The following is a 25,542-nucleotide window of genomic DNA, read 5'->3' as shown; positions in this document are numbered from 1 at the left end:
CTTGTACCTTTTGATCAGGGACCTTCAATGCTGAGCCAACTTGCGGTCATTTCTCCCTCCACCACTCTGACGGCAGTCATGAACCGGGCGTTGTCCCTGCGCGGATTGAAGGTCTCGGTGGCCGAGGCCACACAGCTTGATGCGGTCCTGATGGCGCAGCGGCTGGTGGAAGAGGGCGCCAGCGTGATCATCAGCCGTGGCAAGACCGCCAGCGTGTTGCGTGAGCGTCTGCAGGTGCCGATCGTGGAAGTCCGGCATACGTTCTTCGACTGCATCAATGCCTACCATAAGGCGCGTGAGGTGTCGGACAGAATCGCCTTCCTGGCCACCTCGGACGGCTATGCGACGATCCTGGAAAAGGCCCGGCCGTTCATGCCTGAGGTTGCGATCTGCCTGATCGATCCCTTTGGCAGTGCACAGGCCACCGAGGCCCAGCTGGATCGGCTGCGGGCCGACGGTATAAAGGTGGCAATCGGCGGGTTGTCCCTGGAGCGCGCGGTCAAGATTCGCGGCATGAGCTACGTCATGTCCGAGGCCGACACCGATGCCGCCTTCGACGCGATAGACGAGGCGTTGCACCTGCTGCGGATCGAGCAAGAGCGGCTGCAAAAGCGCCTGGAGCTGCAAAGCCGCTACGAGATGATCCAGTCGATCCTCAATTGTGTGTCCGAGGGCATTTTCAGTATCGACAGCGCGGGCGTCATCACCAATATGAACAGCGTTGCGACGCAGTACCTGGGCGGCCGGGCCTGTGGTGACACGGTTGCCGGCTTGCTGGAGCAGGATTATTTCGGCCGCGTGCTGGAAAAGGCGACGGCGGTACGCGGTGCGTTGATTACCCTGGGGCGTCTGTCACTGACCCTCAGCATTGCGCCCATCACGCTGGGCGAGCAGGTGATCGGGGCCGTCGCCACCTTGCAGAAACAGACTGAAATCCAGGCCATGGAGCAGAAAATGCGCCGCCGGCAGGCACGCCTGCATGTGGCCGAAAACACCTTTGATTCGATCATCGGCAGCAGCCCGGCGCTGATCAAGGCCAAGCGCCTGGCGCAGACCTTTGCCGTCGTTGACAGCACCGTGATGATCGAAGGCGAGACCGGCACCGGCAAAGAGTTGTTTGCCCAGAGCATCCACAATGCTTCAAAACGCCGGTTGGGGCCGTTTGTGGCGATCAACTGTGCAGCGTTCGCCCCTAGCGTGCTGGAGAGCGAGCTGTTTGGCTATGTCAAAGGCGCTTTTACTGGCGCGCTGAGCGAAGGTAAGGCCGGCGTGTTCGAAATGGCGCACACCGGCACCATTTTTCTCGACGAGATCAGCGAAACCTCGGCAGACATCCAGCTCAAATTGCTGCGCACCCTGCAGGAGCGCAAGGTGGTGCGCATAGGCGACGACAAGGTCACGCCGGTGGATATCCGCATCATCACCGCGAGCAACAAGCGCCTGACGCACTTGTTGGCACAGGGGCTGTTTCGTGAGGATTTCTTCTACCGCATCTGCGTGTTGAAACTGCAATTGCCCGCGCTGCGCGAGCGCCGGCAAGACATTCCCGAACTGATTGGCCACTTGCTCAAAGGCTTTGGCTTGCCAGCCGCCATGGTCGGCGATCCGTTGCTGGCGCGATTGAGCGCATTCGAATGGCCAGGCAATATTCGCCAACTGGGCAATGTCGTCGAGCGCCTGGCGGTGATGAGCCAGGGCCGGGAGATGATCGGTGACTGGGTGGAGGAGGTGCTGGAGGACTTGCCCGATGCCACGGCCACCGTTGCCGCGAGTGCGCCGCCTGGCGGCCTTGGCGACAGTGAGCAGGAAGTGCTTTTCCGGGCCTTGGCCTGTGTACGCGGCAATCGCGAGGAGGCGGCAAAGCTGTTGAAGATCAGTACCACGACGCTATGGCGGCGCATGAAGAAGTATCAGGACCAGGATCCTGATGTGTTTGCCCGGACTCGATACGCCCAACCGTGAATGGGCGTATCGTCAGGCGGGCCAGAGGGGCTATGTCCGCCTCTGGCCGAACCCTCGGCAATGATCAGCCGGGCTGGGCTACCAGGCTGTTACTGACCTTGCGTCCCAACACCAGCACTGTAACGAAGCCGCAGCCGACCAGCGCTGTGGCCAGGCTCAGCAGCACCGAGCTGCCCAGTTGATCGACGATCTGCCCACCGAAGAACGAGCCCAGCGCAATGATCACCTGGAACAAGGCGACGAACAGCGGCATGCCACGCTCGACCTCCTTGGGCGCCACGACAAACATCCAGATACTGGCGCAGGCCGGGAAGGCACCGAAGGCAAAGCCCCAGAGCGCTATCAGCATCGCCGCGCCCGTCAGGGTGGTGGCGAAGTAAGGGAAGAGGGCGGTGCTGATGCCGATCAGCAAGGCGATCAGCAACAAGGTATGGCGCACGCTGCGGTTGGCGGCGAAGCCGGCGAAAATATTACCGATGACCCCAGCGATGCCGTAGAGCAGCAACAGTGAGCCAATCGTCGGCCCATCAAAGCCGGCACTCTGCTTGAAGAAGGGCGCGACATAGGTGTAGGCGGCAAAGTGCGCCAGGCCAATCAGCAAGACCGCAATCAATCCAACCCGGGCCTGGGGATTGATGAACAAGGCGGGCAGGTCGCTGATGCGAATGGCTTTGTCCGGCGTGAGCCTTGGCAGCAGGAGAATCTGCGCCAGGAGCACGGGAATGCCCACCAGCGCGGTCACCAGGAAAGTCATGCGCCAGCCCATGAGACCACTCAGCCAGGTGCCTACGGGCACGCCCAGCACGGTGGCCAGGGTCACGCCGACCATGATGATCGAGGTGGCCTGGGCAACGCCCACCCCCTTGGGCGCCAGGCGACCACTGAGGGCAATGGCCGTCGCCCAGAAACCGCCAATACTGATGCCCAGCAGCACGCGACCGAGCAAGAGCAGGTTGAAATCGCTGGCGTAGGCCACGACCGCGTTGGCAATGATCATGATCAGGGTCAGGCCGATCAGCAGGTAGCGACGGTCCAGCGCCCCAATGCCCACAGACAGCACCGGGGCCGCCAGGGCCGCCATGATGCCGGGCAGGGTGATCATCAGGCCGGCGTGGCCGGCACTGATACCGAGGTCGCTGGCGACATCGTTGAGTACGCCTACCGGCAGAAACTCACTGGTGACCAAGGCAAAAGCCCCCACGGCAACCGAGAGAATGGCCAGCCACTGTTGTCTGACGCTTTGTTGATTATGTTCGGGAGGGGCCTGACGGGCGCTTGGCATATGCGGGTTCCTGAGGGAATGTCGCCTGAAACAGACGGTAAAAGCGGAGGGGCCGATTATAGGAGTCGGTTCTGGCAGCCGACAGGCGAGCCTTTCGATAATAATCATCAGTGTGATCAATAAGACGGCTTCATCAACAAGCAGGGCATGAACATGTTTGATCGTTACGTATGGTTAAATGAGCCAAAAGCCTGGTCGACTACAGCAAATACGCTGTCGTTCACCACAGACGCGGGCAGCGATTTCTGGCGGGTAACGCATTACGGATTTATCCGGGACACCGGTCACTTTTTCGGTGTACAGCGAACGGGCGGTTTTACCGCGCAAGCCAAGGTGTCCGCTGATTTTCAGGCGCTCTACGACCAGGCCGGTCTTATGGTACGAATCGACGCAGAGCGTTGGGCCAAGATCACCGTAGAGGTCAATGACGGTGTCCCATTCTTGAGCACCGTCATCACGGACGGTGTGTCGGACTGGGCAACCGGTTCATTCAACGGACGCGCAGAGGGTTTCTGGCTGCGCGTGACCGTCAGCAAGGGCGTTATGAAAGTTCAGGCGTCGAGCGATGGCGAACAATGGTCACTGATCCGGCTGGCACCGTTTCCCGTGGCCGACCAGTACTGGGTCGGGCCGATGGCGTGTACACCTGAACGCGCAGGTTTGACGGTGAGTTTTTCCGAGATGCTGGTGACTGAGCCCAATGGCAAGGATCTTCATGATTTGACGTGAGTGCCGTGTCAGCAGCCATTACTCATATTACACGCGCCATTTGCAGGAGCCGTTGCAGGATGTTCAAGCTCAATTCCTTTCGCGAAACAGTAGAAGCTTTCGCGGCATGCTCTGATGATCAGGCTTTATGGAGGCGATACGCCTGGGTCTATGTTCAGGGCGATACAGCGTTGTTAGACAGCCGCTTTTACCTGGGTTCGAACCTTGATGAAGACGATGAGCGTCGCGTGTCGGACTTTGGCGCCCGGTACGGTCTGTCGTCGTGCCTGGAAGCGGCGACTTTTGCAGACGTTTTGAGCGTGCAGAAGCGACAGCAGCCGCACTCGAGCCTGGAGGATTACGCCAGTGCCCTTGAGCATTACGTTGAGCAAGATGCCTTCATGGAAGTGCCCGGCGCAGATAACCCCAAGGCAGCAGAACCCGGGTTGGCCCGAGAGTTATACGCCGAGTACGACCTGTTTCTGGCTGAATGCGCGCCTGACCAGTTGAGTGTCGCGGCGCGGGAAGTCAGCGCTGTTCTTGGAATCAACATTGCCAGTGCGTTGCAGGGTTGTAGAGCATTGCCGTTGTGCCTGGGAACGCGCATGACCGGCGACCAGTGCCGGCAGATCGAAGGGCGTTTTTCTGAGCGTTCGATTCCGTTGCAGCGAGTGGTACATCGATCATTTCCGTGGCAGTAGATGAGGGCCATACGAACCATAGCAACAAGAACGAGGGCAACAATCCCTTACAGGCATACGTGATTTAACATAATATACATTATACGTAATCATATATGCAGAGGTCTGGCCACGGGGTGGCTCGATTTCAAGCCCAGCCGTCGGCGCTTTCAAACCTCCGCCGTCCATACTCGTTATTCATGGCATGTGTCACCCATACGATGGTGAACCCGATAACGCTCGCCATCGTAACGCAGCACCGGAAAACATGAGCCAGGACCGACGACCTGAATATCGGGCCAGCCATCGCGACCCTTGCTGGCGAGAAACTCAGCGGAGCCACTTTCACTGGCCATGAGTTTCCATTGACCGTCAGGTTGTCGGCTGACCAGATAGAACCCCGTGCCTGCAAGGCCGTAACACGAGGCGCTGCCTTCAGTGATCAGTGCATCCTGCCGGCCGTCTCCGTTCAGATCTTTGACCAGCTCCATCGTGACAGGCGTGTAGTTGCCTGTTTCCTCGATTTCGCACGCCGAGGACGTGCCGTTGAATCCGGCCGCGCCAAATGCCTTGATCTGCTCCTGGCGCGCAAGTTCGTCCGCGATTGAGAGGCTGCTGATCGCCAGTGAGGCGGCCCATAGACTAAATGTCAGGCGTGCTCGCACGTTGCTCGTCCTTTAGATACGTGATGCCGTGTGGTTTAAGGTGATGGCTAATCGACATTGCTTGCGAATGCTCGCCATAATCTCGCCTCTGCCGTTGCAACGGTCTAATTCAAGGATGAATCATGAAACGCACTGTGGTGCTCATAATCGCTTGCGCCTGTTCACCCGCGTGGTCGGCCGGTTCGCTTTCTTCAGTCGCGCAGCCCTTGGGCAAACACATGCAAACGCTCAGTAATGCGTTTGTCTGCGACGTCATGGCGGGCACACCCGGGATCAACAACACACCTCAATGCCGGGATCGCAACAATCCGGCACGCACTGAGTCACGCGAGCTCGATAGAACAGCTGACAGAAAAACCCTGCGTGAGTGCATGAAGCCCGACAATCTTATCGATGAGGATGTCCGCAAGTGCATGAAAGGCCTGTAAGGCCCATCAGGCAAACAGTTCGAGCGCCGCGTCATCCCAGTCATGCCCACTCACAGACCAGCCGGTACTGGCCGGTGGCGGAAATCCGGTGCGGCAGTAGCCTTGTTCGGCCTGGAAATCGAACACGGCATGGGGATAGTCGTTGATCAGCAACACAGCCTTGGTGTGGTCCGTCGACCAGCCGACCTTGACGGTCGACGGCTTGGTTCGGTCGGAGACACTGGCCACGTCGTAGATGTGCAGTGCATCGCGGACCGGGTTATCGTCGTCACGCATGTCGAGTGCATAGAAATAGCCGGTGTCTCCATCGTCTTCGAAGGCCACCGTAAAAAAGCCTTTTTGCGCCGGAGCATCTACGGCCAAGGCCTGTCCTACGTTCAATGTCTCTTCAGCAGCCAGATAAATGGGCATGGGGTTGATCCTGATGGGCTTGAAGTCTATAAAGACCGCGTTGTTAGGTGTTTGTGCCCTGTCCGGTCTGTTCATCACAGGCAAGGGGTATGATGTCTTTCCTGAACGTGCTGCCCAGCCTGTTCTTTCAGACTGCAACACTATAAAAATAACTGATAACTAAACTAAAGGAACATTTAGTAGAGTTATATTTAGCGGCCGCTGACCGGGATTTCTCTTCGTAGTACACCTGTACTATTGATGCCCTCTTGCGCAACCACCACGCTAGTGACTATGACCTGCGTCTCTCACTGAGGAGCTTCTTCATGGCGCAACGCCTGTTCACCCGCGCAGTGCTGGCGCTGCTGTTGCCAAGTTGTGCCGGCGTGGCAGCCTTTTCCACACCGACAGCCGCTGACCCCAGTCGCCCGGCAATGCCGGCGCAAGCCTGCGAAAAAACGGCCGATGGCTTTGGCACTTTTTTCGAAACGTTCGTCACCGATCCCGCCTTGCGTGAAGCCTACAGTGCCCCAACCGTGCATCGTCCTGCTGAACCCTTCCGGGTTGCGCTGGTTGACTCTCGTTGGGTCTTTGATGAGCCCGAAAAGGACGCCAGCGACCTGGTTCGAATAAAGCTCGATCTGGTTGCCGATGGCGAGCGCATGCGTGCGGATTTCATCAAGGCCGAGTTTTCGGCTGACGACGAAGTCATCAGAACCCTCGGTGCACCCCAGGCTTATCTGTTCGAGTACAGGCAGCACTGTTGGCAACTGGTTCAGCACTTGCGTTGACCGGCATCGGCCTGCGCTGGCTAACATACTCATTCCAGCCCCACCTAAAACACAGGGACTTTTCCATTGACGCCAGACACCGTAGCGACCCGCGTTTCCACGAACTGGAAAACGCCACTGCTGCGAGTAGCGTTCATCACCCTGGTGTCAGTGTGCAGCTGGCAGCCGCTGGATACACATGCCGGCGCTCTGCCTGCGACTGATCCGGCCCCTGCCCGACTTGTCGATAATACCGAAGCCTCCCTGAACCTGTATGAGCGAAAGCTGATTCAGGAAGGCCTGATATGGGCTTACCTCTCCAGGCTTGCCCGAACAGCCAGTAATAGCGCGTCAAAGGCACGGCACAAGCGCGTGACGATCGGTAATGACGATAGATTCGTGGCGGTTGAGGCGCGCCCTTGTCAGCCCGGCGGGGTCATGTGTTCAGGCCTGTTCCGCCGTTTTCTCGCACATCGACAGCAGGGTCAGGCGCAGCTCCGAAGGCCTCAAGGGTTTTGACAAGACCGATATGTCTCTTGACTGCGATGCCTCCTGGACGATGTCCACTTCACGGCCGGTGACAATCAGTGCCGGAACGTCCCAGCCCCGGGCCAGGCGGATACTGTCGATGCAATCAAGGCCGTTTGCGTTCGTCCCCAGATCGTAATCGGCCACGATAATGTCGCAGTCGGTGCTCAACCCTTGCGCCGAGCTGGCGGTCTGGACAACACATCCCCAACGCTCAAGCAAGGCTGCGGTGGCCATGAGAACGTTGTTATCGTCCTCTACCAGGCAAATCCTGACGCCCTGGAGCAGGCTGTGCCCCAAGGGTTTTTTGCGCGGCTGCTGCACGGGAGTCGCGACTTCTTCGAGGCCGTGGATGGTCACGCGGGTACCACGGTTTATGCGTGATTCAATGTGAATCTGCACGCCGATAATCTGGCTGAGTCGTTTGACAATCGACAGGCCCAGGCCAACGCCTTCGACATCCTTGTCACGCTCGTGGCGTATCCGATAAAACTCATCCCAGACGTTAGGAAGATGCTCGGCGGCGATACCCGGCCCCTGGTCATGGACACTGATCGACAATCCTCCTTTGTGGCGGCGTACGCCGATCAGTACTGGATGGTTTGGCGCGTATTTGAGTGCGTTGGACAGCAGGTTCTGGACCATGGTGGCCAACAGCGTGACGTCCACCCTCACCCACCGGTTACAAGGCCGGATTCTGAGCTCGACACCGGCCCAGCGCGCGGCAGCGATATTCTGCTGAGCGATTTCAGCCAGCATTTCGCCCAGGTTGACCACGTCTGACTTGGCCGAAACCTTGCCGCTGTCCAGTGTGTAGATGTCCAGGATGGAGCGGAACAGTTGCGCCACGTTGTGCAAGGATCGATCAATATTGTCCACCAGCTTGCGCTCGTAATCGCCGAGCGGGCTTGCACGCAGGCAGGCGGTGAACATGCCGATGGAGTGGATGGGCTGACGAAGGTCATGGCTGGCCTGCGCCAGAAAGCGCTCTTTCTCCTGGTTGGCAACGGTCGCCTGCTCCGACGCCTGACGCGTCCTGACCAACAGAATATGGGCGTAGCCAGGCACCAGGATCGTGACTGCGACCAGCATCAGGACCATGAACGGCTGTGCCTGCCAGTACGGCGTCAGCTGATAGATAATCAGGATCGCCAACAGGGCCAGGGACGCTGCAATTGCCAGGTAACGCGAGCCGTAGCGCATACCGTTCCCCAGCGTCACCCAGACCATCACGCTGAAGATGGGCAGTGTCGCTTCCCCGCCCACCACCAGCCCTACGGAAATGCCGGTGTAGTCGTGCACCATCCCGAATACCCGGCGTGCCGGAAATACGCCAGGGCGGCTGATAATGTATTGGCGCAAGATAAAGGAGATAACGAGGAAGCCGGCATAGTAAGCAATGATGGGCTGATAGTGCGCGACGTTGTAGCCTGGCAAAAACCCTATCAGCGACACATAAGTGATAGCCACCGTCGCCACCGTCAACCTCAGCGTGGCTTGATCCAGTTCAGCGTTTTTCCGGTCTTTCATGAGTAACCCTGCCGTTGGGCTGGCGGTGATGCATGGACGGGTGTACGGGCGTCGTACATACACGCGCCCTTTTCTTCTTGAAAAAGCCAGACACTGGAACCGGTCTTGCCTTGTCTTCGGGCGTCGGGATTATTTGGCCCGATGAGCCTTGCTAAACTGGATTTCAAGAGCGGCTGGAGGCGTATCGGCCAGGCTTCCCTCGCGCTGCACTGACACCTGATAAAGCCCCGTCTCAAGCGTAGTCCTGATCAATTCGGCGTTCAGGTAGTTGCTCTCCCATGAGTTCAGTTTGGGGTGTATTACGTGCAGGTCCAGTACTTCTACCCCGCTGGGGATTTCTTGAATGCGGACTTGAAACACCAGCGAAGACCCTCGCTCGTTCCAGACGCCATCCTTGAGGGTGTCGCCGCCTGCCAGCGCCCAGGCCTTGTCTCGTTCGACGCCGCCGGTGTAGGGATAACGCAGCGTCACGGCATAACGATCGGGTTCGGTCACCTGTACCTCAAGACGGGTTGTGCTTATGGGGCCCTGCATGTCCAACGGCACACTGAACGTCGGCGTTCGATCGGGCGTGAACGATGTAAAGATGAAAACGGCCAAAACCAGGACCATCGCGGATACGAGTGCCAGGATCGCGAGTGCACCGATCAGCAGTTTTTTAAGCAAAGACAGCCTCCGGGCGCAGGTGATAATAGAAGATAGACGGCGGGTGCTTGAAGATTAGGATTCACCACCGTTTTCAGGCAATAGCACATCTGTACTACCGGTTTATTCGGACAGCCCCTGGACGGCCAATCGGTCTGTCTCAGAACCGGTAAGTGGCCCCGACCCCCACAATGTCAGCGTCGCTTTGATAAGTTGCACGGTAACTGGCCAGTGCATTTGAGCGACTGACGTCAATACGCTCCTCCTTGAGGTAGGTGTAAGCTAGATCAATGGTCAATTGCGGCGTCGCGTTGTAACCAACTCCCAGGCTGAACAGCTGCCGGTCACCCGTCGGCGTACGGGGTGAGCGATCGGTGTTGCGGGTCGGCGATTGATCGAGTGTCAAACCGGCGCGCACGATCCATTGCGGGTTCAACTGATACGCCGTGCCGATGGCATAAGCCCAGGTGTCATGCCAGTTCAGCCCTTCCTGAATGGAGCCCGTCAAAGCCGAAGCCAACGATCCTCCTTGCGCTGCCGAGATGGGTTGATTGCGCAGACTCAGGTCCTGCATGCTGCTCCACCCGGTCCAGGTCGCACTCGCGAAGAGCTTCCAGGCATCGGTTACGTCCTGGGTAACCGAAAAATCGTATGACTGCGGCGTGCTCACTTTCAGCGTGCAGTCATAGCGGTTGCTCATGAGCAACGGCGCAGGTGTGCCCGCGCCCGTCGCCACCTGGGTATGGCAGTCCAGTTTGTAATCCACCTGAGAGTGATAAGTCAGCCCGATCCGGGTGCTATCGGTGGCGTTGAACAGCACCCCCAGATTGAATCCTACAGCCGTATCGTCACCCTTGACCTTGACATGGGTGTCGGCAATGGCCGGATTCAGCGTGACATCTGACTCAAGCGTGCCCGCAATCCGATTGAAGGTAGGCCCGAAGCCGATCGACAACCTGTCATTGAAGGCGTAACTGACGGTGGGCTGAAGCGTGATGACCTTGATGTCACTCTTGCTGGCAAACATGCGCCCCTGAAAGCCGTTTTCGTAATCAGTCGACAGACCAAACGGTGCATAGACCCCCAGGCCAAAGGACCAATGCTCATCGAGCGTGTGCGTATAGAAGCCAAAGGGCACCGTGCTGAACGGCACCATGTCGCCGTCATTGCTGCCAGTGGAACGACCGCTGGCATTACTGATATCAGTGGAGGCGTCGATGAACGTGGCGCCGGCGCTGATCTGCGTGCCGTCCAGGCGCGCCATGCCTGCCGGATTCCCGTATACAGTGCCGGCGTCGTTGGCGGCCGATGCGCGCCCTGCCTGACCACTGCCCATGGAGCTGATGCTTTGTTCGGTGCGGGCAAAACCCCCAGCAAGAGCGTGAGTCGATGCCAGTGCAACGGCGAGGCCAAGGGATGTCTTGAGCATGGTCATTTATTTCTTCAGAACCCGTTATTGAAAAGTGCCGGGGAAGACCCTCAATGATGCCTTCTCTTCCTGCATGAACCGGCGCAAAGCCGAGGCGAGCCCCTTCATACAACTACTGGCTTTTTACACGAACAGCGTGCACCTGGCTAAGCAGGCTGTCTTTATTGAACGCGAAAGTCATTACAACGGAACTGGCATCAGGGTCCACTATCGCCCGCCCCCGATTGTCCCGAATCACAAGCCTGTCGGGCAGGTCCTCGACAATCGTCCACGTCCTGGACGGCGTGAATGCCCGGGTAAGCGCGGCCTTGCGGGTATTCAACGGAAAATACCGGGTGATCACGCTGCTGACATCAACCTGCTCGAATCCGACCGGTTTTTTCGAAGCATAAACCTCATCGAACATGGCGTTCAGGTCAACCGACAGGCCCCATGGAAAACCGGGCGCTGTCAGGCATTGCGTCAACCACGGATCATCGAACTCTTGCGGGTCGTCAAGTTCGACGTCCAGCCTGGCCAAGGGTGTTTTATCGACCTGGTCATAGAGACGTTGCGTGTCTGCATCCGGATCACCGGACCGGGTACTCCAGCCAGGACTGCCCTCAGCGCAATCCTGGATACCGGGACGGCACGTCGCAATCAGCTTCGGCTTGCCGTCAATGACCTCTGCGACAGCGCGGGTCTGATACAAGTCCCCGCTGGCCCAGTCTTGGGAGACGCTGCAGATCCGGTTGTTATTCTGATGAAAGCGCGTCCCGAAACAACCGTAGGCATAGGCATCCGCTTGCGGTACAAACTCACAGGCCACACTGCTTCCGGCGAAGCGGCCGCCTGTGAACCCTGCATCAAACGCACGTTGGTCAATCGCCCGCTGAATCAGCTCAGGCCTGGCCGATGCCTGATCGGCAATCCGACCCAGTTGCCGGGTACGCGCCTCAATAGCCTTCAGTACGATATGACTGCGCGCCTGCGGGGTATAGGGCTCACCTGTCCGGGGATCAATGCCGTCACGCAGTGCCTCGAAGTTCTGGTCTCTCGCAGCCATCCAGCGACGCTGGCTGGCGAGCAGCACGCTGCGAATCTCAGGATCATCGGTGCGCCTGAGGATCGATGCATAAGCGCTTGCCATGGCCGCGTCAGCAGTGACCAGCCGGGAATCGGCGCATATCAAATGTTCTATTGCAGCGGATGCCCTTGCACAATCCATGGGTCGCGCCAAGGCAGGCTGAGACATGAAAGCCAGCAAAAAGATTGCAACCGCAGGGGACTTCATTCAATCGGATCCTTTAGGGTCTTGAACCTGATGCTTATCGAAACACTGTCGATCAGGTTTACAGGCCATCCTCTTCCCGATGCATTGAGTTTTACTCATTAATCCAGGGTGACGAATAATGATCGGGATATCTATAGTACGGATGTGCTATTGGCATTTCACCGTTTCCCCGTAAATTGCTGATAACCACTCCCGGCAATGCCTGCCTGGAGCATGACGTCACTACCGACGTCAGACACCGCCAATCCTCAAGGACAACCACGGAGCATGGTGACTGGATTCGTCAGGACAGCAACACCTCATGAGGCTGCAACAGGCTTCATGGCCTGGCTTTTACTGCTGGCCCTGCCAGCCTGCGTCCAGGCCAGTGGGCAATTGCCACCGAGTGCCCTCGAAGCGCGCACGTTGCCCAGCGCTCACGCTTGCCGTGCATTTCTTGAAGCAACCTGGCAAACCGACCAGACAAAAGCCGACCCGCAGCCGTTACCCGATGACGGCGGATCGAGGCAGACATTGATTTACTCTGAGGGTGTGGTCGCCCTCGATGACAAGCGCCTGGCTTACGACGTAGAGGAAGGCTGGCAGTTCCGGCGTCCTCTGCCCGATATAAAGCAGATACGGACGTCCTACAGCTACGAGCGACGAAGTTACAGGTGTGATGGCGCCCACCTGACCGGGACGAGTGTCAGTGGCTATGCACTCGAGGGCTACGAAGCACTCCCTGACAACTGAGCTGGACGATGACAAACTTACAGGCTGGCGAGCGCATTTCAGGAGCTATTCCATTGACGATAGGGACCGTAGCAACCCGCTCCTCGACGAGCTGGAAAAACCGCATGTTGCACATGGCATTTATTGCGACTGTCGCGACTTTTGCCGGGCAGCCTGCCGGCGCGTTGGCGGGTGCCGCAGCCCCTGTTAACCCCTACGCCACCCAGAATGCCGACAACACTGAAGGCTCGCTCAATGTCGATGAGCGAAAGCTGATCCAGGAAGGCTTGATCTGGGGCGGCGTTTACAACGGCTGGATCGATGGCCAGTTTGGCAAAGGCACCCGTGACGCCATTGCAACGGTACAGCAGCAATACAAGCAACCTGGCACCGGGGTACTCAATGCAGACCTTGCGGTGCACCTGGGGGGGCTGGCGCTCACTGCACGCAAGAAGTATGGCTGGACGACCATGACCGAGCCCAAGTCCGGCGTGACGCTGGCCTACCCCTCGGCCTTGCTCACCAGGACCACCCACCCGGAGCCGAGCTTCGTCAATATCGATTCCGAAGACAGAAGTGTTTCGATCCAGGTCATGCGTATCGACAACGTCAAGCCCGATGCCATCGACACGCTGTACGCCGACCTGACCGGCAACGGTAAATCCACCGTGACCTATTCGTTCAGAAAAGGCGGTCTGTTCATCCTCGCCGGTGAGCGCGGCACCGGTAAATACTACAGCCGTTATGAACAGCGTGGCAGCGAAGTGCGGGGTTATGACCTGGTCTGGAGCGGCAGCCGGGACGCAGAAATGCAGGCGATTTCCGTATTGATTTCAAACAGCTTCGAGCCCTTCGACACCCCTCGCCAGACAAGAGAGCCTGACTATTCCTACCTGGTTGCACTGGCTCAGGCTTCTAAAAACGAGCCCGGCGGCAACCCGCCTCAGGTCAGCGCGAATACGCCACCACCCGGCAGACAACCTGTGCAGCAGCAACCTGTACAGCAACAACCGGCACAGCAGCAACCTCCCGCGCAGAGCGCGCAAAAACCGGATGTCTCGGACGGCAAGGGCACGCGGTTCTCCTATACGTACCAGGCGCCTCGTGATGCCCGGCTCGAAGAAGCCTATCGTTTCACCCGCCGGGCCGACCTGCTGGTCGGTAATGTCGAAATTGACGCCATGGACGGCATGTTCATGATGCCTCGCCCTCTGCATTATGTGGGCATGGAGTGCGGCATGGTGAATGCGTTCTACAGCCCGAAAGACTCTGCCGTCTTCCTGTGCTACGAAATGGTCAACTACCTGCTGCGCCAGGCCGATGAACTGAACGTGAACAACGACCCGGATTTCCCGACCGATTACGTAAAGTCCAACCTGCGCTTTATTCTGCTGCATGAGACCGGCCATGCCTTTATCGACTTGTTGAACCTGCCCTCCACGGGGCGTGAAGAAGATGCGGTCGATCAAATGGCGGCGACCATGATCCTGATGCATGTAAACCGTGATGAGCCCCCCGAGCAGCTCACCCGGGTCCTGTCGATGACTGCCACCTGGTTCAAGACCAATGCCTCACTGCAAAGCGGCAGTGCCGCCCACGATACATTCTCGGACGAGCACTCACTCAACGAACAGCGCTATTACAACTTGCTGTGCATGGTGTACGGCCGTAACCCGCAGGAGTACGCCTCGATTGTCGATCGAGGGCTGCTTCCAAAGTCCAGGGCTGCACGCTGCCCTCAGGAAACCAGCAAAATCGTCTCGTCGTGGGCGCGATTACTGCTGCCACACTTTGCACCGCGTTATCAGAAAATCGCCAACGACACAGTCAATCGCCAGGATGCGCAGAGCCGGCAGTGAGAACGGCTGAAGCCGATTACCGCCCTGCCGCTGCTGTGCTTTCAGGTGCCTTTCAGAGCGAGATATTGAAGGTTCGCTCTTCAAACGCCAGCGGCTGACCCTGCTCAAGCAACTGGCGGATGCCTGGCCCAAGCAAGTCTTGAGGGCCATCCAGCGGCGCGACCGGGTGTGAATGGAAGCGTTGTCTGTTGGCGCTGACCTGCTCCAGAATCTGTCGATCCTGACGCAGAATGACCTTGAACATCTGCCGCAATACGGCACGTTTCAGCACGGCCGGAACTTTGCCCCTGGCTGTCGCAACGCGTGCGAAGACCCGCAACTGCCCCGCTGCGCAGGGCGTCATCCAGGCGCTGACCAGCAGGTTCAGGTGATCGTTGCCATCGCGGTACTCGATTTCTGCGAGCCCCGGCAGGCGAAAACGCCCCATGCTCCTGCCCCGCTGCCCTTCGAACATCCGCGAGATGAGCCCGGACTGTTTGCCCTCCTCGCTGTAAATCGCTTCGATACCGTCCTTGAGCGGGCGAACGCGGACCGTGATGCGTTGGCGCTGCAGGTCATGACGGATCCATCCGGCATGAACAAAATGGGTATGAAATCCGTCCAGGAAGTTTTCTGCAGCGTCCTGTAATGAGCACTGCACCTGGTCGGTCATCCAGAACGTATCGAGTGCCTGACCTTGCCCGGCCGGGGCAACCGGCGTAGCAAGCGCCCCCGGGGCATTCAGGCAGACCCACACCAGGCCATGGGCTTCGCAGCAGGCGAGGCTGTCGAGCAAGGCCGTGCTGGAGGGAGCCTGATCAGTGCCGGGCACCCGGGTGCAGCGACCGTCGGCTGCAAATCGCCAACCGTGGTAAGGGCACTCGATCTGTCCATCGCGAACCCGGCCCTGGCTCAATGGCGCGAAGCGATGCGGGCAGCGATCCGGCAAGGCGGCCGCACGCCCATCGTCGCTGCGGAACAGCACCAGTGGCAGGTCGTGAACCTGGCACGCCAGTGGGGCTTTTTTCAGTTCGTGGCCAAGCGCTACCGGCCACCATTGCGTACGCTGCATCACAGTTTGAGTGCCCTCATGAGCGGTACACCTATTCCATGCAGCAGGGCGCTGAGCAATCGCCATACCCAGCGCCGCCGCCAGGACAGATGGGCGACCCTGATCAGACTGTATTCGATCTGCGGCTGGCCGCCGCGCAAGCGTTTGAAACCCGCGGCACCGGAGCTGAAATTCAATACTGTACGGCGCTCGACCGATTCCAGCAGGCACAGGCAGGTCAGTTGCCGGTACAAGCCGGTTTTCTGTGGCAGCCCGGTGTCGTAACCCACAATCGGCGCGCTGAGGGTCGCGTCATTGGCGAACCAGCCCAATGCGCCATCGATACGGCCCTGCGGGTTGCGCAGCGCGCGCAGCTCCAGCCAGCCTTCACGTTGACCGCGCTGCATCCAGCGGGCGCTGTAGTGCGGGTTGAGTCGGCAGTACTTGTCCAGGTACAGCAGGTTATAAAGCTGCTCTACCCGCACGAAATCGCTGTCGCTCAGGGCGGAGCCCGACACCACTTCATAGGGGCTGCGCCGCAACAGTGTGCGGTCGAGCCGGGTGTTGTGATGCCGCAGGAACGGTGCATCCGCCCCGCTACGGCCGTCGAATACATACACTTGCCGGCTGGGAATACTCAGGAAGCCCAGCGCTTGCAGACGCTGTTTCAGTTCACGGTTGCTGAACGCATTGATCGAGCGAAAGCACAGCGCGTGATCGGGGAAGGTGCGCTGCAAGAACTCACTGATCGGCGCCAGTTCGTCCAGATCCCAGTCAGCGGGGTACAGGTTGGTCGACAGCAACCAGTTATTGACCTGGACCAGCTTGTCGACCCTGGCCGCGCCCAGCAAGGCGTCGACGCCTTGGGTCAGCAGGCTCAAGGGACGGGTCAGCCACGGGCGGCCCAGGCGTTTGAGTTCCTCACGGGCGTAGCCACTGTAGGCGGTACGCGGCGACACCACATAACCGTTGTCTTCGGGGTCGTGTCCGTCATTGATGCTGACCACAAGCTGCTGCGTGCCAGTGTCCAGCAGCGCCATCCGCGTACTCACATTGGCGATCAGTCCGGCCTCGGCCCAGCCGCGCACGTAGTGTCGGGCGGGGCTGTCGTGGGCGGTCACCGGCTCCTGAAGGAGCTGCGCCTGAAACACCAGCTTCATTGTGGTCTCTCCAAGGCCTGGCCGTTCCACTCGATATCGGCGGTGGACGCCGCCAGCACCCCGCAGCGCCGGGAGGCGGCGCGACAGAGAATTTCCCCCAGGCTCAGCCATTGAGCCGCCAGCGGCAACACATCACCTTGCTGGACGATCACGTCGCGGGCCAGACGGTAGTCGCGCCAGAACGTGCGGCTCGACACGCGTGAAGGCGCAGCCAGTAACAGCATCGCCAGTGCGATCATCCGCGGCTCCTGCGTCGGCTCAAGCACGCGGCTGCAAGCTTCGCCAAGGCTGCTCACCAGCGCCTGACGCTGATTGTCGAACAGGTGGACGCCGCTGGTGGCCCGCGGGTTGCACTCCAGTACATGGAAGCGGCCAGCCTGATCTTCGATAAAGTCAAAGCCGACCTGCCCGGTATAGCCGGTTTCACGGCCGAACTGCTCGATGAAGCGACGCACAGGCTCTGGCGTCGCAGGCGCAAAATAGATGCCCGACCCCCGGCCCACCCGATAGCGCGGCTGGTAGACGCCATGGGCTCGCAACTGGCCATTGATCAATACGCTGAAGCTGCAAAACTCCCGGCCCTGAATGAACCGCTGTGCAACCCAGGGTGCCTCGAGACTGGGCTGGACCTTAGCCAACTGCGTCGCGTCGGGCTGAACCTGCGTGTGCGAGGCGAAACGCGAATAGGCCGGTTTGAACACCCACTGCGCAGCCTGCGCACCGAACGCCAACACGCCTTGGCGATCCGTCAGCAGGCGGGTTTCGGGCGCCGACAACGTCCAGTCCTGGATCAGGTCCGCGAACTGCCCCTTGTGATGCAAACGGTGCAGCAGCGCAAAGTCACAGGTCAACACTCGACACAGAGGGGCCAGACGCTCCAGACCATGGGCCAGATAAAAGACTTCTTCGCACGTTGGCAGCAACACGTCGATGCGTTGTGCCTCAATGACCCTGGCCAGCGCCTCGATCCAGCCGGCGGGATCGAGTCTGGGCTCTGGCAAACGAACGAAATGGTGCACCGAGCGGCTGAAGCGGCTCAGCGGCTGCCCCAGCGAATCACCGACGCTGACGGTCCAGCCAGCAGCGTTGAATGCCCTCGCCCACTCCAGGCACGCCGGCGCCCGGGCGCCCAGAATCAGTACACGCATGGCAACCCTTCAGGCAATTGCAGCAGTTTCAGGCGTCGGCGTTTGACGTGCGCGGGCGGTGCCTGCCAGTGACCAAAGCGCATGTGCGCAGGCTTTACGCCCTGCCGGGCACACAACTGGCGCAGGCTTTCGTCGATCGCCTGGCACAGTGCGTCGTGATCAGCGCTGGCCTGCACGTTGATCTGCCAGTTCAGGTTCGTCTGCTGGATCTCATATTCCTGCAGCGCTGCGCCGTGCATCAGCAGGGTCCGGCGCACGACATCCGGGTACAGCGCGCGCAACTGCCGCCCCTCCAGGTCAGGCAGCCAGAGCACCTCGTCGGCACGGCCCTCGATAAAGGCAATCGCCCTTTCGACCCGCCCGCAGGCGCAAGGGGCCTCGCTGACATGCAGCACGTCGTTGAGGCGATAGCGCACGATCATCTGTGTACGCCGCGAGAAATCGGTAATGATGGGGTGAAAGCGGGTGTGCTGGTCGTCAAGCCACTGCGGCTCGATGTGCAGATGGCTTTCGTTGAGATGCAACGTCCCCTGCTCGCAGGTGTAGCCGAGAAAGCCTTCACTGGCTTGATAGATCTGCCGTGGCATTACCCCAAAGGCCTTGAGAACTGCATCGGTATCCGTGCTTTCAAGCACTTCGGCCACCGACACGATATGGGTCGGGCGCAGGCGCAAGCGCCCGTGCAGCACGGCTTCAGCCAGGCCCCGCAACACCGTTGCCGGGGCCACCAGCACATCAGGGTTCTGGGCCTCCAGGCGTTTGAAGGCTGCGTCCAGCCCGAGCATCAGGTCGTGAAAGGCAAAATCGATTCGGCGACTGCTCAGCGTGGTGTACAAGCGGCTGTTGGCGCGCAAGAAAAAAGCGATGCGCAGCGGTGCTTGCCAGAAACACAGCAGCCTTGGCAGAAACCGGGCCGGCAAGGTTCTCGCCAATAGAATCCCGGCCCAACGCTGGCGCTCAAGCGCGCTGACCAGAAACACCCCCTGGTGCCCGGACGTGCCACTGGAAAGGCCAACGGTGATAGTGCCCAGCGTTGGGCTGAAGTCGCGGGACTGTTCTGCCTGCCGTGCGACTGACAGGACCTGGTCCAACCCGAGGCCACAGGTGTTGAACGCCGCAAAGTCATTCATCATTGTGGTCTTGTCCATCAATGGAAAGTCGGCCAGGTGGGTAAACCTATGGTCTTTGAACCGTGCAGACTGGCGCACCACGGTTTCCAGAAAATACGTCAATTGCCGCGCCTGCCACGCTTGCAGGTGTTCGCGCCGGGTGAATCGCAACCGGTAGCGACTGTCGAGAAAGCTCAGCACACTGCGCAGTGTTGCGCTCAAGCCTTCATTGCTCATCCCGGAACGCCTCCCAGGCGTACGTGCAGTGCGACGGCAGCACCGCAACAGCCGGTTCTCGGCGCAGCAATGTGCCAAGGCTGGCGTAGGTCTGGCGGTACTGCCTGGCGTCGTGGCCGGCAAACCACACCGCCGGCGCAGCCGGGAGTCGCTCGGCGCGGCAAGCGGGCACCGACCAGCAAGCGTCAGCGACCAGAAACGCCGGACGCCCTTGCGCATCCGGGATGAACAGGCCCAGTTGGCCATGGCTGTGCCCCGGGAGCGGCACACCGATCAGGCTGGCATCACCCAGCAGGTCGAGTCCTTGACTGAAAGGGGTCATCCACTCAGGCAGGGCGACTTGCCTGCAATGATCGGCGAGGGTCAGGCGGCTGGCAAAATCGTCCGGCAACAAGCCTGGCAAATGACCGCCCAGGGTCGCCCGCCAACGCGAGCCGCGCAGGCTTTCAATGTGCTGGCGGTCAGCATCCAGGGCAATGAAGGACGCCTTGTCGAAGTCGCGCAACCCGGCGACATGGTCGCCATGAAAATGCGAAATGATCACTGTGCGGATGTCATCGGGCTGAATGCCCAACGCCTTCAGCTGGGCGAGCAGTTGCTCCTGCACGGGCAGTTGCACCGGCACCGCTGCGCGATACAAGCGCTCTGGCAGGGCCTGGGTGGCCTTGAAGAAATGTTCAGCGTAACCGGTGTCGTACAGGATCCAGCCGGCGTCGGGATGGCGAATCAGCCCGCACAGTGACGGAAACTGTGTCGGCGCCCAGCGGGCGCTGCGATCGGCCATACAGGCCAGATGCCGGCACCAACCGGCGCGCAATACGTTGAGGCTGACGGTGCGGCTCACGGTTTAATCCCCTGTTGTGCAAGCCACCATTGCGCGTGTTGGCCAATGCCCTGCTCTTGCGTGATCACCGGGCGGTAACCCAGCTCTTTGCGTATGGCGTCCAGATTCAGGGTCTGGCTGAACGCAAGCACCCCGGCGCCATAGCGGGTCAGTAGCGGTTCACCCCTGTGTCGCAGCCGGGCACTGGTTTCCAGCGCCAGCGCCACGGCATCCACCAACCGCCATGGCAGGCGTCGAGTACGCAAGGTCAGTTGAAAGTGTTCGGCGATGCGCTGCAACAGCTCCTTGAACGCCAGCGGCGTGCCGTTGCTCACGTTGTAGATACACAGGGGGCGTGGCAACGGTTGACTCAGGCTGAGTTCGACCGCGTGCACCAGATTGTTGACACAGGTCAGGTCCAGTTGGGCCCGGCCGCCGCGCATCAGCGGTATGTGCCCACGCTGCATGACACGCAACAGGCGCGGTAACAATGTCCCGTCCCACGGCCCGAACACCGCACGCGGGCGTAAAATGACCGCCTCGGCAAGACCTGCCGCCTGAATGCTCAATTCAGCCAGCGCCTTGGTGCGCGCGTACTCGTTGACGGGCACAGGCAACGGTTCGTTTTCGTGGATATCGAGCCGATCACGAAAGGCGAAGTAGAGGCTGGGCGTCGAGAGGTGCACAAGGCGCTTCACCTGATTGACGCGGCAGGCGTTCAGTACCTCATCGGTGGCCATCAGATTGGCCTGGGCAAAGGCTTCGGTGGTTCCCCAGGGCGAGGACAATGCCGCGCAATGGACAACCGCCGTGCAGCCCCGCGTCGCCTCAAGCAGCGTTCTGGCTGCCGCTGCCGAGCCATGCTCCAGTGCAAGCCAGCGCACCGTGCCCTGGCTGTGGCGGACGACATCGGCCGCGGCTGAAGCGTTGCGTCCGCTGAACAGCACTTCATGGCCTTGGCAAACCAGTCGCCAGACGATATGCCGGCCAATGAAGCCGGTGCCACCGGTCACCAGGATTTTCATCAATACTCCAGGATCATGCCGCCGATCGAAAGGCCTGCACCGGTCCCGATCAACATCAATGTCTGCCCGCGCTGAATGCGCTGATCACGAATCGCAATGTCCAGCGCTGTCGGCAGTGAAGCAGCAACCTGATTACCATGATGAGAAAAAATGTCGATGACTTTTTCTGGCGCAAACCCCAGGCGCCTGGACGCATGCTTCATCGCTTGCTGGCTGGCCTGGTGAGGAATCACCCAGTCGATCTGATCCTGGGTCAGGCCTGCCTGATCCAGCAGATCGTTTGTCAGCGTCGGCAAGTGCCTGGAGGCAAGACGGAACACGCCTTTGCCCTGCATGGAGAATCGGGTCAAGGGCTCGAAGGGTATATCGATACGCTGCGGGTGAAAGCGCGACCCACCTGCCGGAATCTGGCATAAGTGCGCACCTTCGGAAAATGTCTGCAGGTTCGAGGCGATGATCTTCGCCCCGCCTTCGCTGACACCCAGCACAACAGCCGCCGCACCGTCGCCAAAAATGCCGCTGACCGGCACCTGCTGCCAATCGAGCCCACAGGACGCGATATCCGAGCACACCAGCAGAACACGCCGGTAACGACCGGCAACCAAGGGCCAGGACAAGGTGTCGAGGGCAGCAATAAAGCCCAGGCAACTGGCATTGATGTCCATGGCCGGAATGCCGGAGTGGCCCATGCCCAGTTCCCGTTGCAGCAAGGCGGCATTGCACGGCATGCCTTGATCCAGGGTGCCACTGGCACAAGCGATCAGGTCGATCTGGTCCAGCTCGAGACTGGCGGCCCCTAGCGCCTGTCGGGCCGCCGCCGCGCCCAGGCTGGCGGCGGTTTCGGTGCGGCACGCGACATGCCGCTGAACGACCCCACTGATCTGCGCGACGCTCCCCGCTGCCAGGCCCAACTCATGATCGAGAGCGGCGCTGGTGACAATTGTGTCCGGCAGCGCATGCCCGGAGCCGAGAATGGCCACAGGCCTTGGAGACAGAGCCAGCGGTGAAGTGTGCATTCAAATTCCGTTTATAAAAGATCATTCTAGTAAAACTTATACGGGCGGTGATGATGGCTTTGCCGCCTTGAAGGTGGAGCAGAAGATCATTGACACCCAAAAACGCCCCAAAGGCCAAGCCTGCGAAAAAATTTCTGCCAAACCTGCCCTGCCCAGCGTCACCCTGACATTTGACGGTAGCCAGTATCCGGTGCCCAAAGCATTGTCTTACCCTTGATCGATATAGCCGTCAGGCGCAGGTCCTGGTGCGGCGGCAACCGGGCGTCCAGGTCACGGTGGAAGTGCTACTCACTCATCTCGGCAAACCATTTGAGTTCTTCCGAGCGTTTGACCGTCATGCTCAACTCGCAGCCGGCACCGTTGATCTGGTCCATGGTGCCGCCTGAAAAGTGATAATACATAAAGCAATTGGCGTCCCGGTACTTGATCCACAGTCGCTGCGCATCGCGCAGTTGCGTTTTCTGCTCGTCCGAAAGCGCCGCCATGGCCGCCTTGTAGGCCGTATTCAGGCGCGCATTCTGTTTCGCCAGTTCCTTGTTATCGCATTCATTCATGTTGAACGTGATGCCTTCAGACCGCGCGACACAGGCATCGTACTGCGCAGAGTATTGATCTTTCGCTGAAGCGGACAGGCAAAAGAAGGCCGTACACAGCGCAGGCAGGTAACGCATCATGATTGGAATCCGTTTCAATGAAGGGGCTCAACCATCGAGATTCGCCCAGCCATCAAGGCTTTTCAATAGTACAGGTGTAGTATTTTCACGGTGTCGCAGGACACTCTATCGTGGCAATGACTTGAACGAGGCGACCCCATGAAACAACGGCTTGGCCTGTGTGTCGCCAGCACCCTCATGGCCCTGGCCCTGAATGCGAGTGCCGGCACCGATGGCATTCCACGCGGCGATTCCGACTTTGGCTTTGCAGAACGCTGCGACGACAATGCACCCTTGACCCGGCTTGAGGACATTGCGTGTTCCAGTGCAAGTCTGCGAGGCCAGGAAGCGACAATGCTGGCTCTGGTCGACAGTGTCAGGAGAGAAACCAAGGGCGTCGATGGTGAGACGGGCGAGGCTGTAGACCCGATGGGCGTGCAACAGAAAGTATGGCGCGATGCCTTGGCCGGGGTGTGCAAGGATGCCGCCTGTCTTTCAGTGGCTTACGCTGAACGCATCGCTGCAATTCACAAAGAATGGTCGCAGGGGCTGTGATGATTATGTTGAAACAATGGTGCACTCGCGCAGGCGCTGTGCTGGCAATGACGACTGCCACGCTGTACATCCCCTTCGCCTTCGCCACCGGCACCCCACCGCCTTCATCGGCAGGCGTTGCGGTATGCCCGTCTCAGAATTTTGATGGCTTCCTGGAGCGCTTCGCGAACGACGTTGCGGTGCAGAAAGCCTTTGTCAGCACGCCGTTGCGCAACGAATTCATTGACCCTGAGGCGCAGCCCGAACCCCGACCGGTTTCTGAACTGCTGGACAAAGCCCGGCTGGAGTTCCCCCTGATGCCGAGCGAAAAGCAGCAGCACGATGAAGGCTTGACGCTTGAGAAAAAGCTCACGGCACCAGACCAGGCGATGATAAGACTGACCAAGGCCGACACGGGCTATCAGCGCTCATTGTTCTTCAAGCGCGAGGCCTGCTGGAGACTGTATCGCATCCAGGATGACTCGCTGTAATCGACCGCAGCCAGCAGCGCCCGTCACCTGTGTATGGATGGATACATAAACCCTATTGTTTTTTGCCATGCACATTGACCGTCGGGTTCAAGACGGGCCGCCTTTTACGTCGACCTTGACGAGAGGCGCGGCCCATGAACCCCGTCAGACACATACGACTCACCTTCACCAGGCGGCCGGATCCAGATGACCATACCTTATCTCCCACTGCAGGCCTGGAACAAACACTGGAAGCTGAGGGGCGAGTCGGTCTACTGCCAGTATTGCGGTTACTCACAACATGTGATCGATCCGCATCCTTTCAAACATGCTCCCCATTGCCCCCACGCCTCATTGTTCTACCAATCCCCTGGCAGGGAGTTAGGTCAGATCATCGAGCAAAAAATAAGGGCGGGGCTTTTTTGACTACAGCCCGCCCTTCAACCCCGTGACTCGCCAGCGGGGCCCGGGATGAGCCGTTATCAGGGCAACGTCCTTGGACTGGCGCGCACACCCGGGCTCGCTTCTTGCGGTTTATCGGTCCAGGTCAACAGCTTTGACAGGGTTCCATAGGGCGCGGCAAACCGTTGGCAAGACGCCTCGTCTGTCACATCGGATATCCTCGCGGACTGAGTGGCGCCCATGCGCAGCGCCCTCAGCCAGTCTTTGGCGCGACGCCTGTCCTGATCAGCCAATTGGCGCCTGTCTTGATCCAGTTCAGCGTGAGCATTGCGAACAATGGTCGCCGCGTCAGACGGTTCCAACACACGGCACAACTGACCAACCAGCACCAGTCGTTCGATCCGTACCGTGTTCATTGCCACGCCCTGCCATTTTTTCCAGGCCAGCAAGCCCGGTAGATCGGCTGGCATGGGCTGGCCAGACGCCAGGACGCTTTGTATGTATCTCATTTCAGGATCCATGGCATACCGGGCATACCACTCGCTCTGCGTGCGAGGCAGCCATTTATCCCACCGGGCAAACAGGGTGTCGTCTTCACCGCTGTCGCCGCCGAGCGGCACACACACAAAGGTATCCAGCGGCGCTGGCTGGCACTTCCAGGCTTCGTCGCTCAGACGCCGCGTACTCACGACACTGACCAGGCGGGCGGTGTTTTTATCGTTGCCGACAATGCCCAGCAGAAGGCGTGATGGCCCGGCAGCGCCGGTCTGATCGTCCGGGGTATATTCACAGACCGTCGTCATGGGCGATAACTTGACTTCAGCGGGCGCACAGGGCGATTCATCCAGTTCAACCACATCCAGCCATTGCCGCATGAACGCCTGCATCCTGGGCGAGGTCCAGGCAAGGTCCTCCGAGCGCAGTTCCTCCAGCGCCGCCATGGCATCGACGGGGTGCTCGACCGGCATGATAGCCAGGGCCGGGGCGATTGCGCTGCTCAGCCAAACGCTGACGGCGCACCCTACCCGATGCCGGGCAATACCGGAGATGCAGACAAACATGGTCAATCCCTCAC

At 59.6% G+C, this 25,542-nt stretch carries 26 protein-coding genes; 10 read left to right on the top strand and 16 right to left on the bottom strand.

Features of this window, described 5'->3' with window-relative positions:
* Positions 1-27: 27 nt before the first annotated feature.
* Positions 28-1,962, top strand: coding sequence for a sigma 54-interacting transcriptional regulator (locus ASF84_RS13945; RefSeq protein ID WP_056839313.1), 1,935 nt, complete (start codon positions 28-30; stop codon positions 1,960-1,962).
* A gap of 64 nt (positions 1,963-2,026) precedes the next feature.
* On the opposite strand, the gene ASF84_RS13940 is transcribed toward ASF84_RS13945, so the two are convergent.
* Positions 2,027-3,244, bottom strand: a complete 1,218-nt coding sequence (locus tag ASF84_RS13940) for an MFS transporter (RefSeq protein WP_056839310.1) — start codon at positions 3,242-3,244, stop codon at positions 2,027-2,029.
* A 153-nt stretch (positions 3,245-3,397) separates the two neighbouring features.
* Here ASF84_RS13940 and ASF84_RS13935 point away from each other — a divergent pair, with 153 nt between their 5' ends.
* Both ASF84_RS13935 and ASF84_RS13930 read left to right on the top strand, forming a co-directional pair.
* Positions 3,398-3,973 (top strand): DUF1349 domain-containing protein, encoded by a 576-nt coding sequence (locus ASF84_RS13935; protein WP_056839308.1) that lies wholly within the window; start codon positions 3,398-3,400, stop codon positions 3,971-3,973.
* A 59-nt stretch (positions 3,974-4,032) separates the two neighbouring features.
* Positions 4,033-4,653 carry a DUF7716 domain-containing protein gene (locus ASF84_RS13930; protein ID WP_056839305.1) on the top strand — a complete coding sequence of 207 codons (621 nt, stop codon included), beginning with the start codon at positions 4,033-4,035 and terminating at the stop codon, positions 4,651-4,653.
* Between the two features lie 173 nt (positions 4,654-4,826).
* On the opposite strand, the gene ASF84_RS13925 is transcribed toward ASF84_RS13930, so the two are convergent.
* Positions 4,827-5,297, bottom strand: a complete 471-nt coding sequence (locus ASF84_RS13925) for a hypothetical protein (RefSeq protein WP_236709425.1) — start codon at positions 5,295-5,297, stop codon at positions 4,827-4,829.
* Positions 5,298-5,419: 122 nt separating this feature from the next.
* Between ASF84_RS13925 and ASF84_RS13920 the strand changes: the two genes are divergently transcribed.
* Entirely contained in the window at positions 5,420-5,725 is a 306-nt protein-coding gene (locus tag ASF84_RS13920) for a hypothetical protein (RefSeq protein ID WP_056839302.1), read from the top strand.
* 6 nt (positions 5,726-5,731) lie between these two features.
* On the opposite strand, the gene ASF84_RS13915 is transcribed toward ASF84_RS13920, so the two are convergent.
* Positions 5,732-6,136 (bottom strand): DUF2251 domain-containing protein, encoded by a 405-nt coding sequence (locus ASF84_RS13915; protein ID WP_056839301.1) that lies wholly within the window; start codon positions 6,134-6,136, stop codon positions 5,732-5,734.
* Between the two features lie 305 nt (positions 6,137-6,441).
* Between ASF84_RS13915 and ASF84_RS13910 the strand changes: the two genes are divergently transcribed.
* A complete protein-coding gene (locus tag ASF84_RS13910) occupies positions 6,442-6,906 on the top strand; it encodes a hypothetical protein (protein ID WP_056839298.1) in 465 nt (154 codons plus the stop codon).
* A gap of 423 nt (positions 6,907-7,329) precedes the next feature.
* On the opposite strand, the gene ASF84_RS13905 is transcribed toward ASF84_RS13910, so the two are convergent.
* From ASF84_RS13905 to ASF84_RS13890, 4 genes are all read right to left on the bottom strand, one after another.
* Positions 7,330-8,943 (bottom strand): hybrid sensor histidine kinase/response regulator, encoded by a 1,614-nt coding sequence (locus tag ASF84_RS13905; RefSeq protein WP_056839296.1) that lies wholly within the window; start codon positions 8,941-8,943, stop codon positions 7,330-7,332.
* A gap of 129 nt (positions 8,944-9,072) precedes the next feature.
* The gene (locus ASF84_RS13900; protein ID WP_056839293.1) at positions 9,073-9,609 is read right to left on the bottom strand and encodes a hypothetical protein; all 537 of its coding nucleotides are present in this window, start codon (positions 9,607-9,609) and stop codon (positions 9,073-9,075) included.
* Positions 9,610-9,748: 139 nt separating this feature from the next.
* Positions 9,749-11,017, bottom strand: a complete 1,269-nt coding sequence (locus ASF84_RS13895) for an OmpP1/FadL family transporter (RefSeq protein WP_056840143.1) — start codon at positions 11,015-11,017, stop codon at positions 9,749-9,751.
* Between the two features lie 112 nt (positions 11,018-11,129).
* Complete coding sequence (locus tag ASF84_RS13890) at positions 11,130-12,290, bottom strand: DUF6393 family protein (RefSeq protein ID WP_056839291.1); 1,161 nt, start codon at positions 12,288-12,290, stop codon at positions 11,130-11,132.
* 267 nt (positions 12,291-12,557) lie between these two features.
* On the opposite strand from ASF84_RS13890, the gene ASF84_RS13885 reads away from it, so the two are divergent.
* On the top strand, positions 12,558-13,022 hold the full coding sequence (locus ASF84_RS13885; protein ID WP_156684236.1) for a hypothetical protein: 465 nt from the start codon (positions 12,558-12,560) through the stop codon (positions 13,020-13,022).
* 104 nt (positions 13,023-13,126) lie between these two features.
* On the top strand, positions 13,127-14,860 hold the full coding sequence (locus ASF84_RS13880) for a DUF4344 domain-containing metallopeptidase (RefSeq protein ID WP_056839287.1): 1,734 nt from the start codon (positions 13,127-13,129) through the stop codon (positions 14,858-14,860).
* 52 nt (positions 14,861-14,912) lie between these two features.
* On the opposite strand, the gene ASF84_RS13875 is transcribed toward ASF84_RS13880, so the two are convergent.
* The 7 genes from ASF84_RS13875 to ASF84_RS13845 are packed head-to-tail and all read right to left on the bottom strand — an operon-like array spanning position 14,913 to position 22,408.
* Entirely contained in the window at positions 14,913-15,911 is a 999-nt protein-coding gene (locus ASF84_RS13875; RefSeq protein WP_056839285.1) for an aromatic ring-hydroxylating oxygenase subunit alpha, read from the bottom strand.
* A complete protein-coding gene (locus ASF84_RS13870; RefSeq protein ID WP_056839283.1) occupies positions 15,911-17,050 on the bottom strand; it encodes a hypothetical protein in 1,140 nt (379 codons plus the stop codon). Before ASF84_RS13870 ends, ASF84_RS13875 begins: the two co-directional genes overlap by 1 nt.
* Positions 17,047-18,198 (bottom strand): hypothetical protein, encoded by a 1,152-nt coding sequence (locus ASF84_RS13865; RefSeq protein WP_056839281.1) that lies wholly within the window; start codon positions 18,196-18,198, stop codon positions 17,047-17,049. Before ASF84_RS13865 ends, ASF84_RS13870 begins: the two co-directional genes overlap by 4 nt.
* Positions 18,186-19,544 (bottom strand): F390 synthetase-related protein, encoded by a 1,359-nt coding sequence (locus ASF84_RS13860; protein ID WP_056839280.1) that lies wholly within the window; start codon positions 19,542-19,544, stop codon positions 18,186-18,188. The genes ASF84_RS13865 and ASF84_RS13860 overlap by 13 nt, the downstream gene beginning before the upstream one ends.
* Positions 19,534-20,388, bottom strand: coding sequence for an MBL fold metallo-hydrolase (locus ASF84_RS13855; protein ID WP_056839277.1), 855 nt, complete (start codon positions 20,386-20,388; stop codon positions 19,534-19,536). The genes ASF84_RS13860 and ASF84_RS13855 overlap by 11 nt, the downstream gene beginning before the upstream one ends.
* Positions 20,385-21,392, bottom strand: a complete 1,008-nt coding sequence (locus ASF84_RS13850; RefSeq protein ID WP_056839275.1) for an NAD-dependent epimerase/dehydratase family protein — start codon at positions 21,390-21,392, stop codon at positions 20,385-20,387. The genes ASF84_RS13855 and ASF84_RS13850 overlap by 4 nt, the downstream gene beginning before the upstream one ends.
* The gene (locus ASF84_RS13845) at positions 21,392-22,408 is read right to left on the bottom strand and encodes a 3-oxoacyl-[acyl-carrier-protein] synthase III C-terminal domain-containing protein (protein WP_056839273.1); all 1,017 of its coding nucleotides are present in this window, start codon (positions 22,406-22,408) and stop codon (positions 21,392-21,394) included. Before ASF84_RS13845 ends, ASF84_RS13850 begins: the two co-directional genes overlap by 1 nt.
* Between ASF84_RS13845 and ASF84_RS29125 the strand changes: the two genes are divergently transcribed.
* A complete protein-coding gene (locus ASF84_RS29125) occupies positions 22,365-22,625 on the top strand; it encodes a hypothetical protein (protein WP_152034993.1) in 261 nt (86 codons plus the stop codon). The genes ASF84_RS13845 and ASF84_RS29125 overlap by 44 nt on opposite strands.
* Before the next feature lie 67 nt (positions 22,626-22,692).
* On the opposite strand, the gene ASF84_RS13840 is transcribed toward ASF84_RS29125, so the two are convergent.
* Positions 22,693-23,082: a lysozyme inhibitor LprI family protein gene (locus tag ASF84_RS13840; protein WP_156684234.1), complete on the bottom strand. Its 390-nt coding sequence runs from the start codon at positions 23,080-23,082 to the stop codon at positions 22,693-22,695.
* A gap of 138 nt (positions 23,083-23,220) precedes the next feature.
* Between ASF84_RS13840 and ASF84_RS13835 the strand changes: the two genes are divergently transcribed.
* Positions 23,221-23,616, top strand: a complete 396-nt coding sequence (locus ASF84_RS13835) for a hypothetical protein (RefSeq protein ID WP_056839271.1) — start codon at positions 23,221-23,223, stop codon at positions 23,614-23,616.
* Positions 23,616-24,086 (top strand): hypothetical protein, encoded by a 471-nt coding sequence (locus ASF84_RS13830; protein ID WP_156684232.1) that lies wholly within the window; start codon positions 23,616-23,618, stop codon positions 24,084-24,086. Before ASF84_RS13835 ends, ASF84_RS13830 begins: the two co-directional genes overlap by 1 nt.
* Positions 24,087-24,547: 461 nt before the next feature.
* Here the strand turns inward: ASF84_RS13830 and ASF84_RS13825 are convergent, their stop codons facing one another.
* Positions 24,548-25,528, bottom strand: coding sequence for a hypothetical protein (locus ASF84_RS13825; RefSeq protein WP_156684231.1), 981 nt, complete (start codon positions 25,526-25,528; stop codon positions 24,548-24,550).
* Positions 25,529-25,542: the final 14 nt, after the last annotated feature.

This window comes from Pseudomonas sp. Leaf127 (assembly GCF_001423155.1).
Lineage (GTDB): Bacteria > Pseudomonadota > Gammaproteobacteria > Pseudomonadales > Pseudomonadaceae > Aquipseudomonas > Aquipseudomonas ovata.
Note: the sequence above shows the minus strand (reverse complement) of the source record. Positions and strands in the feature narration are given on the sequence as shown.

Excerpts from the sequence above, each read along its gene's own strand:
- ASF84_RS13945 (WP_056839313.1), top strand. The coding sequence starts at position 28 with ATGCTGAGCCAACTTGCGGTCATTTCTCCCTCCACCACTCTGACGGCA.
- ASF84_RS13940 (WP_056839310.1), bottom strand. The coding sequence starts at position 3,244 with ATGCCAAGCGCCCGTCAGGCCCCTCCCGAACATAATCAACAAAGCGTC.
- ASF84_RS13935 (WP_056839308.1), top strand. The coding sequence starts at position 3,398 with ATGTTTGATCGTTACGTATGGTTAAATGAGCCAAAAGCCTGGTCGACT.
- ASF84_RS13930 (WP_056839305.1), top strand. The coding sequence starts at position 4,033 with ATGTTCAAGCTCAATTCCTTTCGCGAAACAGTAGAAGCTTTCGCGGCA.
- ASF84_RS13920 (WP_056839302.1), top strand. The coding sequence starts at position 5,420 with ATGAAACGCACTGTGGTGCTCATAATCGCTTGCGCCTGTTCACCCGCG.
- ASF84_RS13915 (WP_056839301.1), bottom strand. The coding sequence starts at position 6,136 with ATGCCCATTTATCTGGCTGCTGAAGAGACATTGAACGTAGGACAGGCC.
- ASF84_RS13910 (WP_056839298.1), top strand. The coding sequence starts at position 6,442 with ATGGCGCAACGCCTGTTCACCCGCGCAGTGCTGGCGCTGCTGTTGCCA.
- ASF84_RS13905 (WP_056839296.1), bottom strand. The coding sequence starts at position 8,943 with ATGAAAGACCGGAAAAACGCTGAACTGGATCAAGCCACGCTGAGGTTG.
- ASF84_RS13895 (WP_056840143.1), bottom strand. The coding sequence starts at position 11,017 with ATGCTCAAGACATCCCTTGGCCTCGCCGTTGCACTGGCATCGACTCAC.
- ASF84_RS13890 (WP_056839291.1), bottom strand. The coding sequence starts at position 12,290 with ATGAAGTCCCCTGCGGTTGCAATCTTTTTGCTGGCTTTCATGTCTCAG.
- ASF84_RS13885 (WP_156684236.1), top strand. The coding sequence starts at position 12,558 with ATGGTGACTGGATTCGTCAGGACAGCAACACCTCATGAGGCTGCAACA.
- ASF84_RS13880 (WP_056839287.1), top strand. The coding sequence starts at position 13,127 with ATGTTGCACATGGCATTTATTGCGACTGTCGCGACTTTTGCCGGGCAG.
- ASF84_RS13875 (WP_056839285.1), bottom strand. The coding sequence starts at position 15,911 with ATGCAGCGTACGCAATGGTGGCCGGTAGCGCTTGGCCACGAACTGAAA.
- ASF84_RS13870 (WP_056839283.1), bottom strand. The coding sequence starts at position 17,050 with ATGAAGCTGGTGTTTCAGGCGCAGCTCCTTCAGGAGCCGGTGACCGCC.
- ASF84_RS13865 (WP_056839281.1), bottom strand. The coding sequence starts at position 18,198 with ATGCGTGTACTGATTCTGGGCGCCCGGGCGCCGGCGTGCCTGGAGTGG.
- ASF84_RS13860 (WP_056839280.1), bottom strand. The coding sequence starts at position 19,544 with ATGAGCAATGAAGGCTTGAGCGCAACACTGCGCAGTGTGCTGAGCTTT.
- ASF84_RS13850 (WP_056839275.1), bottom strand. The coding sequence starts at position 21,392 with ATGAAAATCCTGGTGACCGGTGGCACCGGCTTCATTGGCCGGCATATC.
- ASF84_RS29125 (WP_152034993.1), top strand. The coding sequence starts at position 22,365 with ATGGCCACAGGCCTTGGAGACAGAGCCAGCGGTGAAGTGTGCATTCAA.
- ASF84_RS13845 (WP_056839273.1), bottom strand. The coding sequence starts at position 22,408 with ATGCACACTTCACCGCTGGCTCTGTCTCCAAGGCCTGTGGCCATTCTC.
- ASF84_RS13840 (WP_156684234.1), bottom strand. The coding sequence starts at position 23,082 with ATGATGCGTTACCTGCCTGCGCTGTGTACGGCCTTCTTTTGCCTGTCC.
- ASF84_RS13835 (WP_056839271.1), top strand. The coding sequence starts at position 23,221 with ATGAAACAACGGCTTGGCCTGTGTGTCGCCAGCACCCTCATGGCCCTG.
- ASF84_RS13830 (WP_156684232.1), top strand. The coding sequence starts at position 23,616 with ATGATTATGTTGAAACAATGGTGCACTCGCGCAGGCGCTGTGCTGGCA.
- ASF84_RS13825 (WP_156684231.1), bottom strand. The coding sequence starts at position 25,528 with ATGTTTGTCTGCATCTCCGGTATTGCCCGGCATCGGGTAGGGTGCGCC.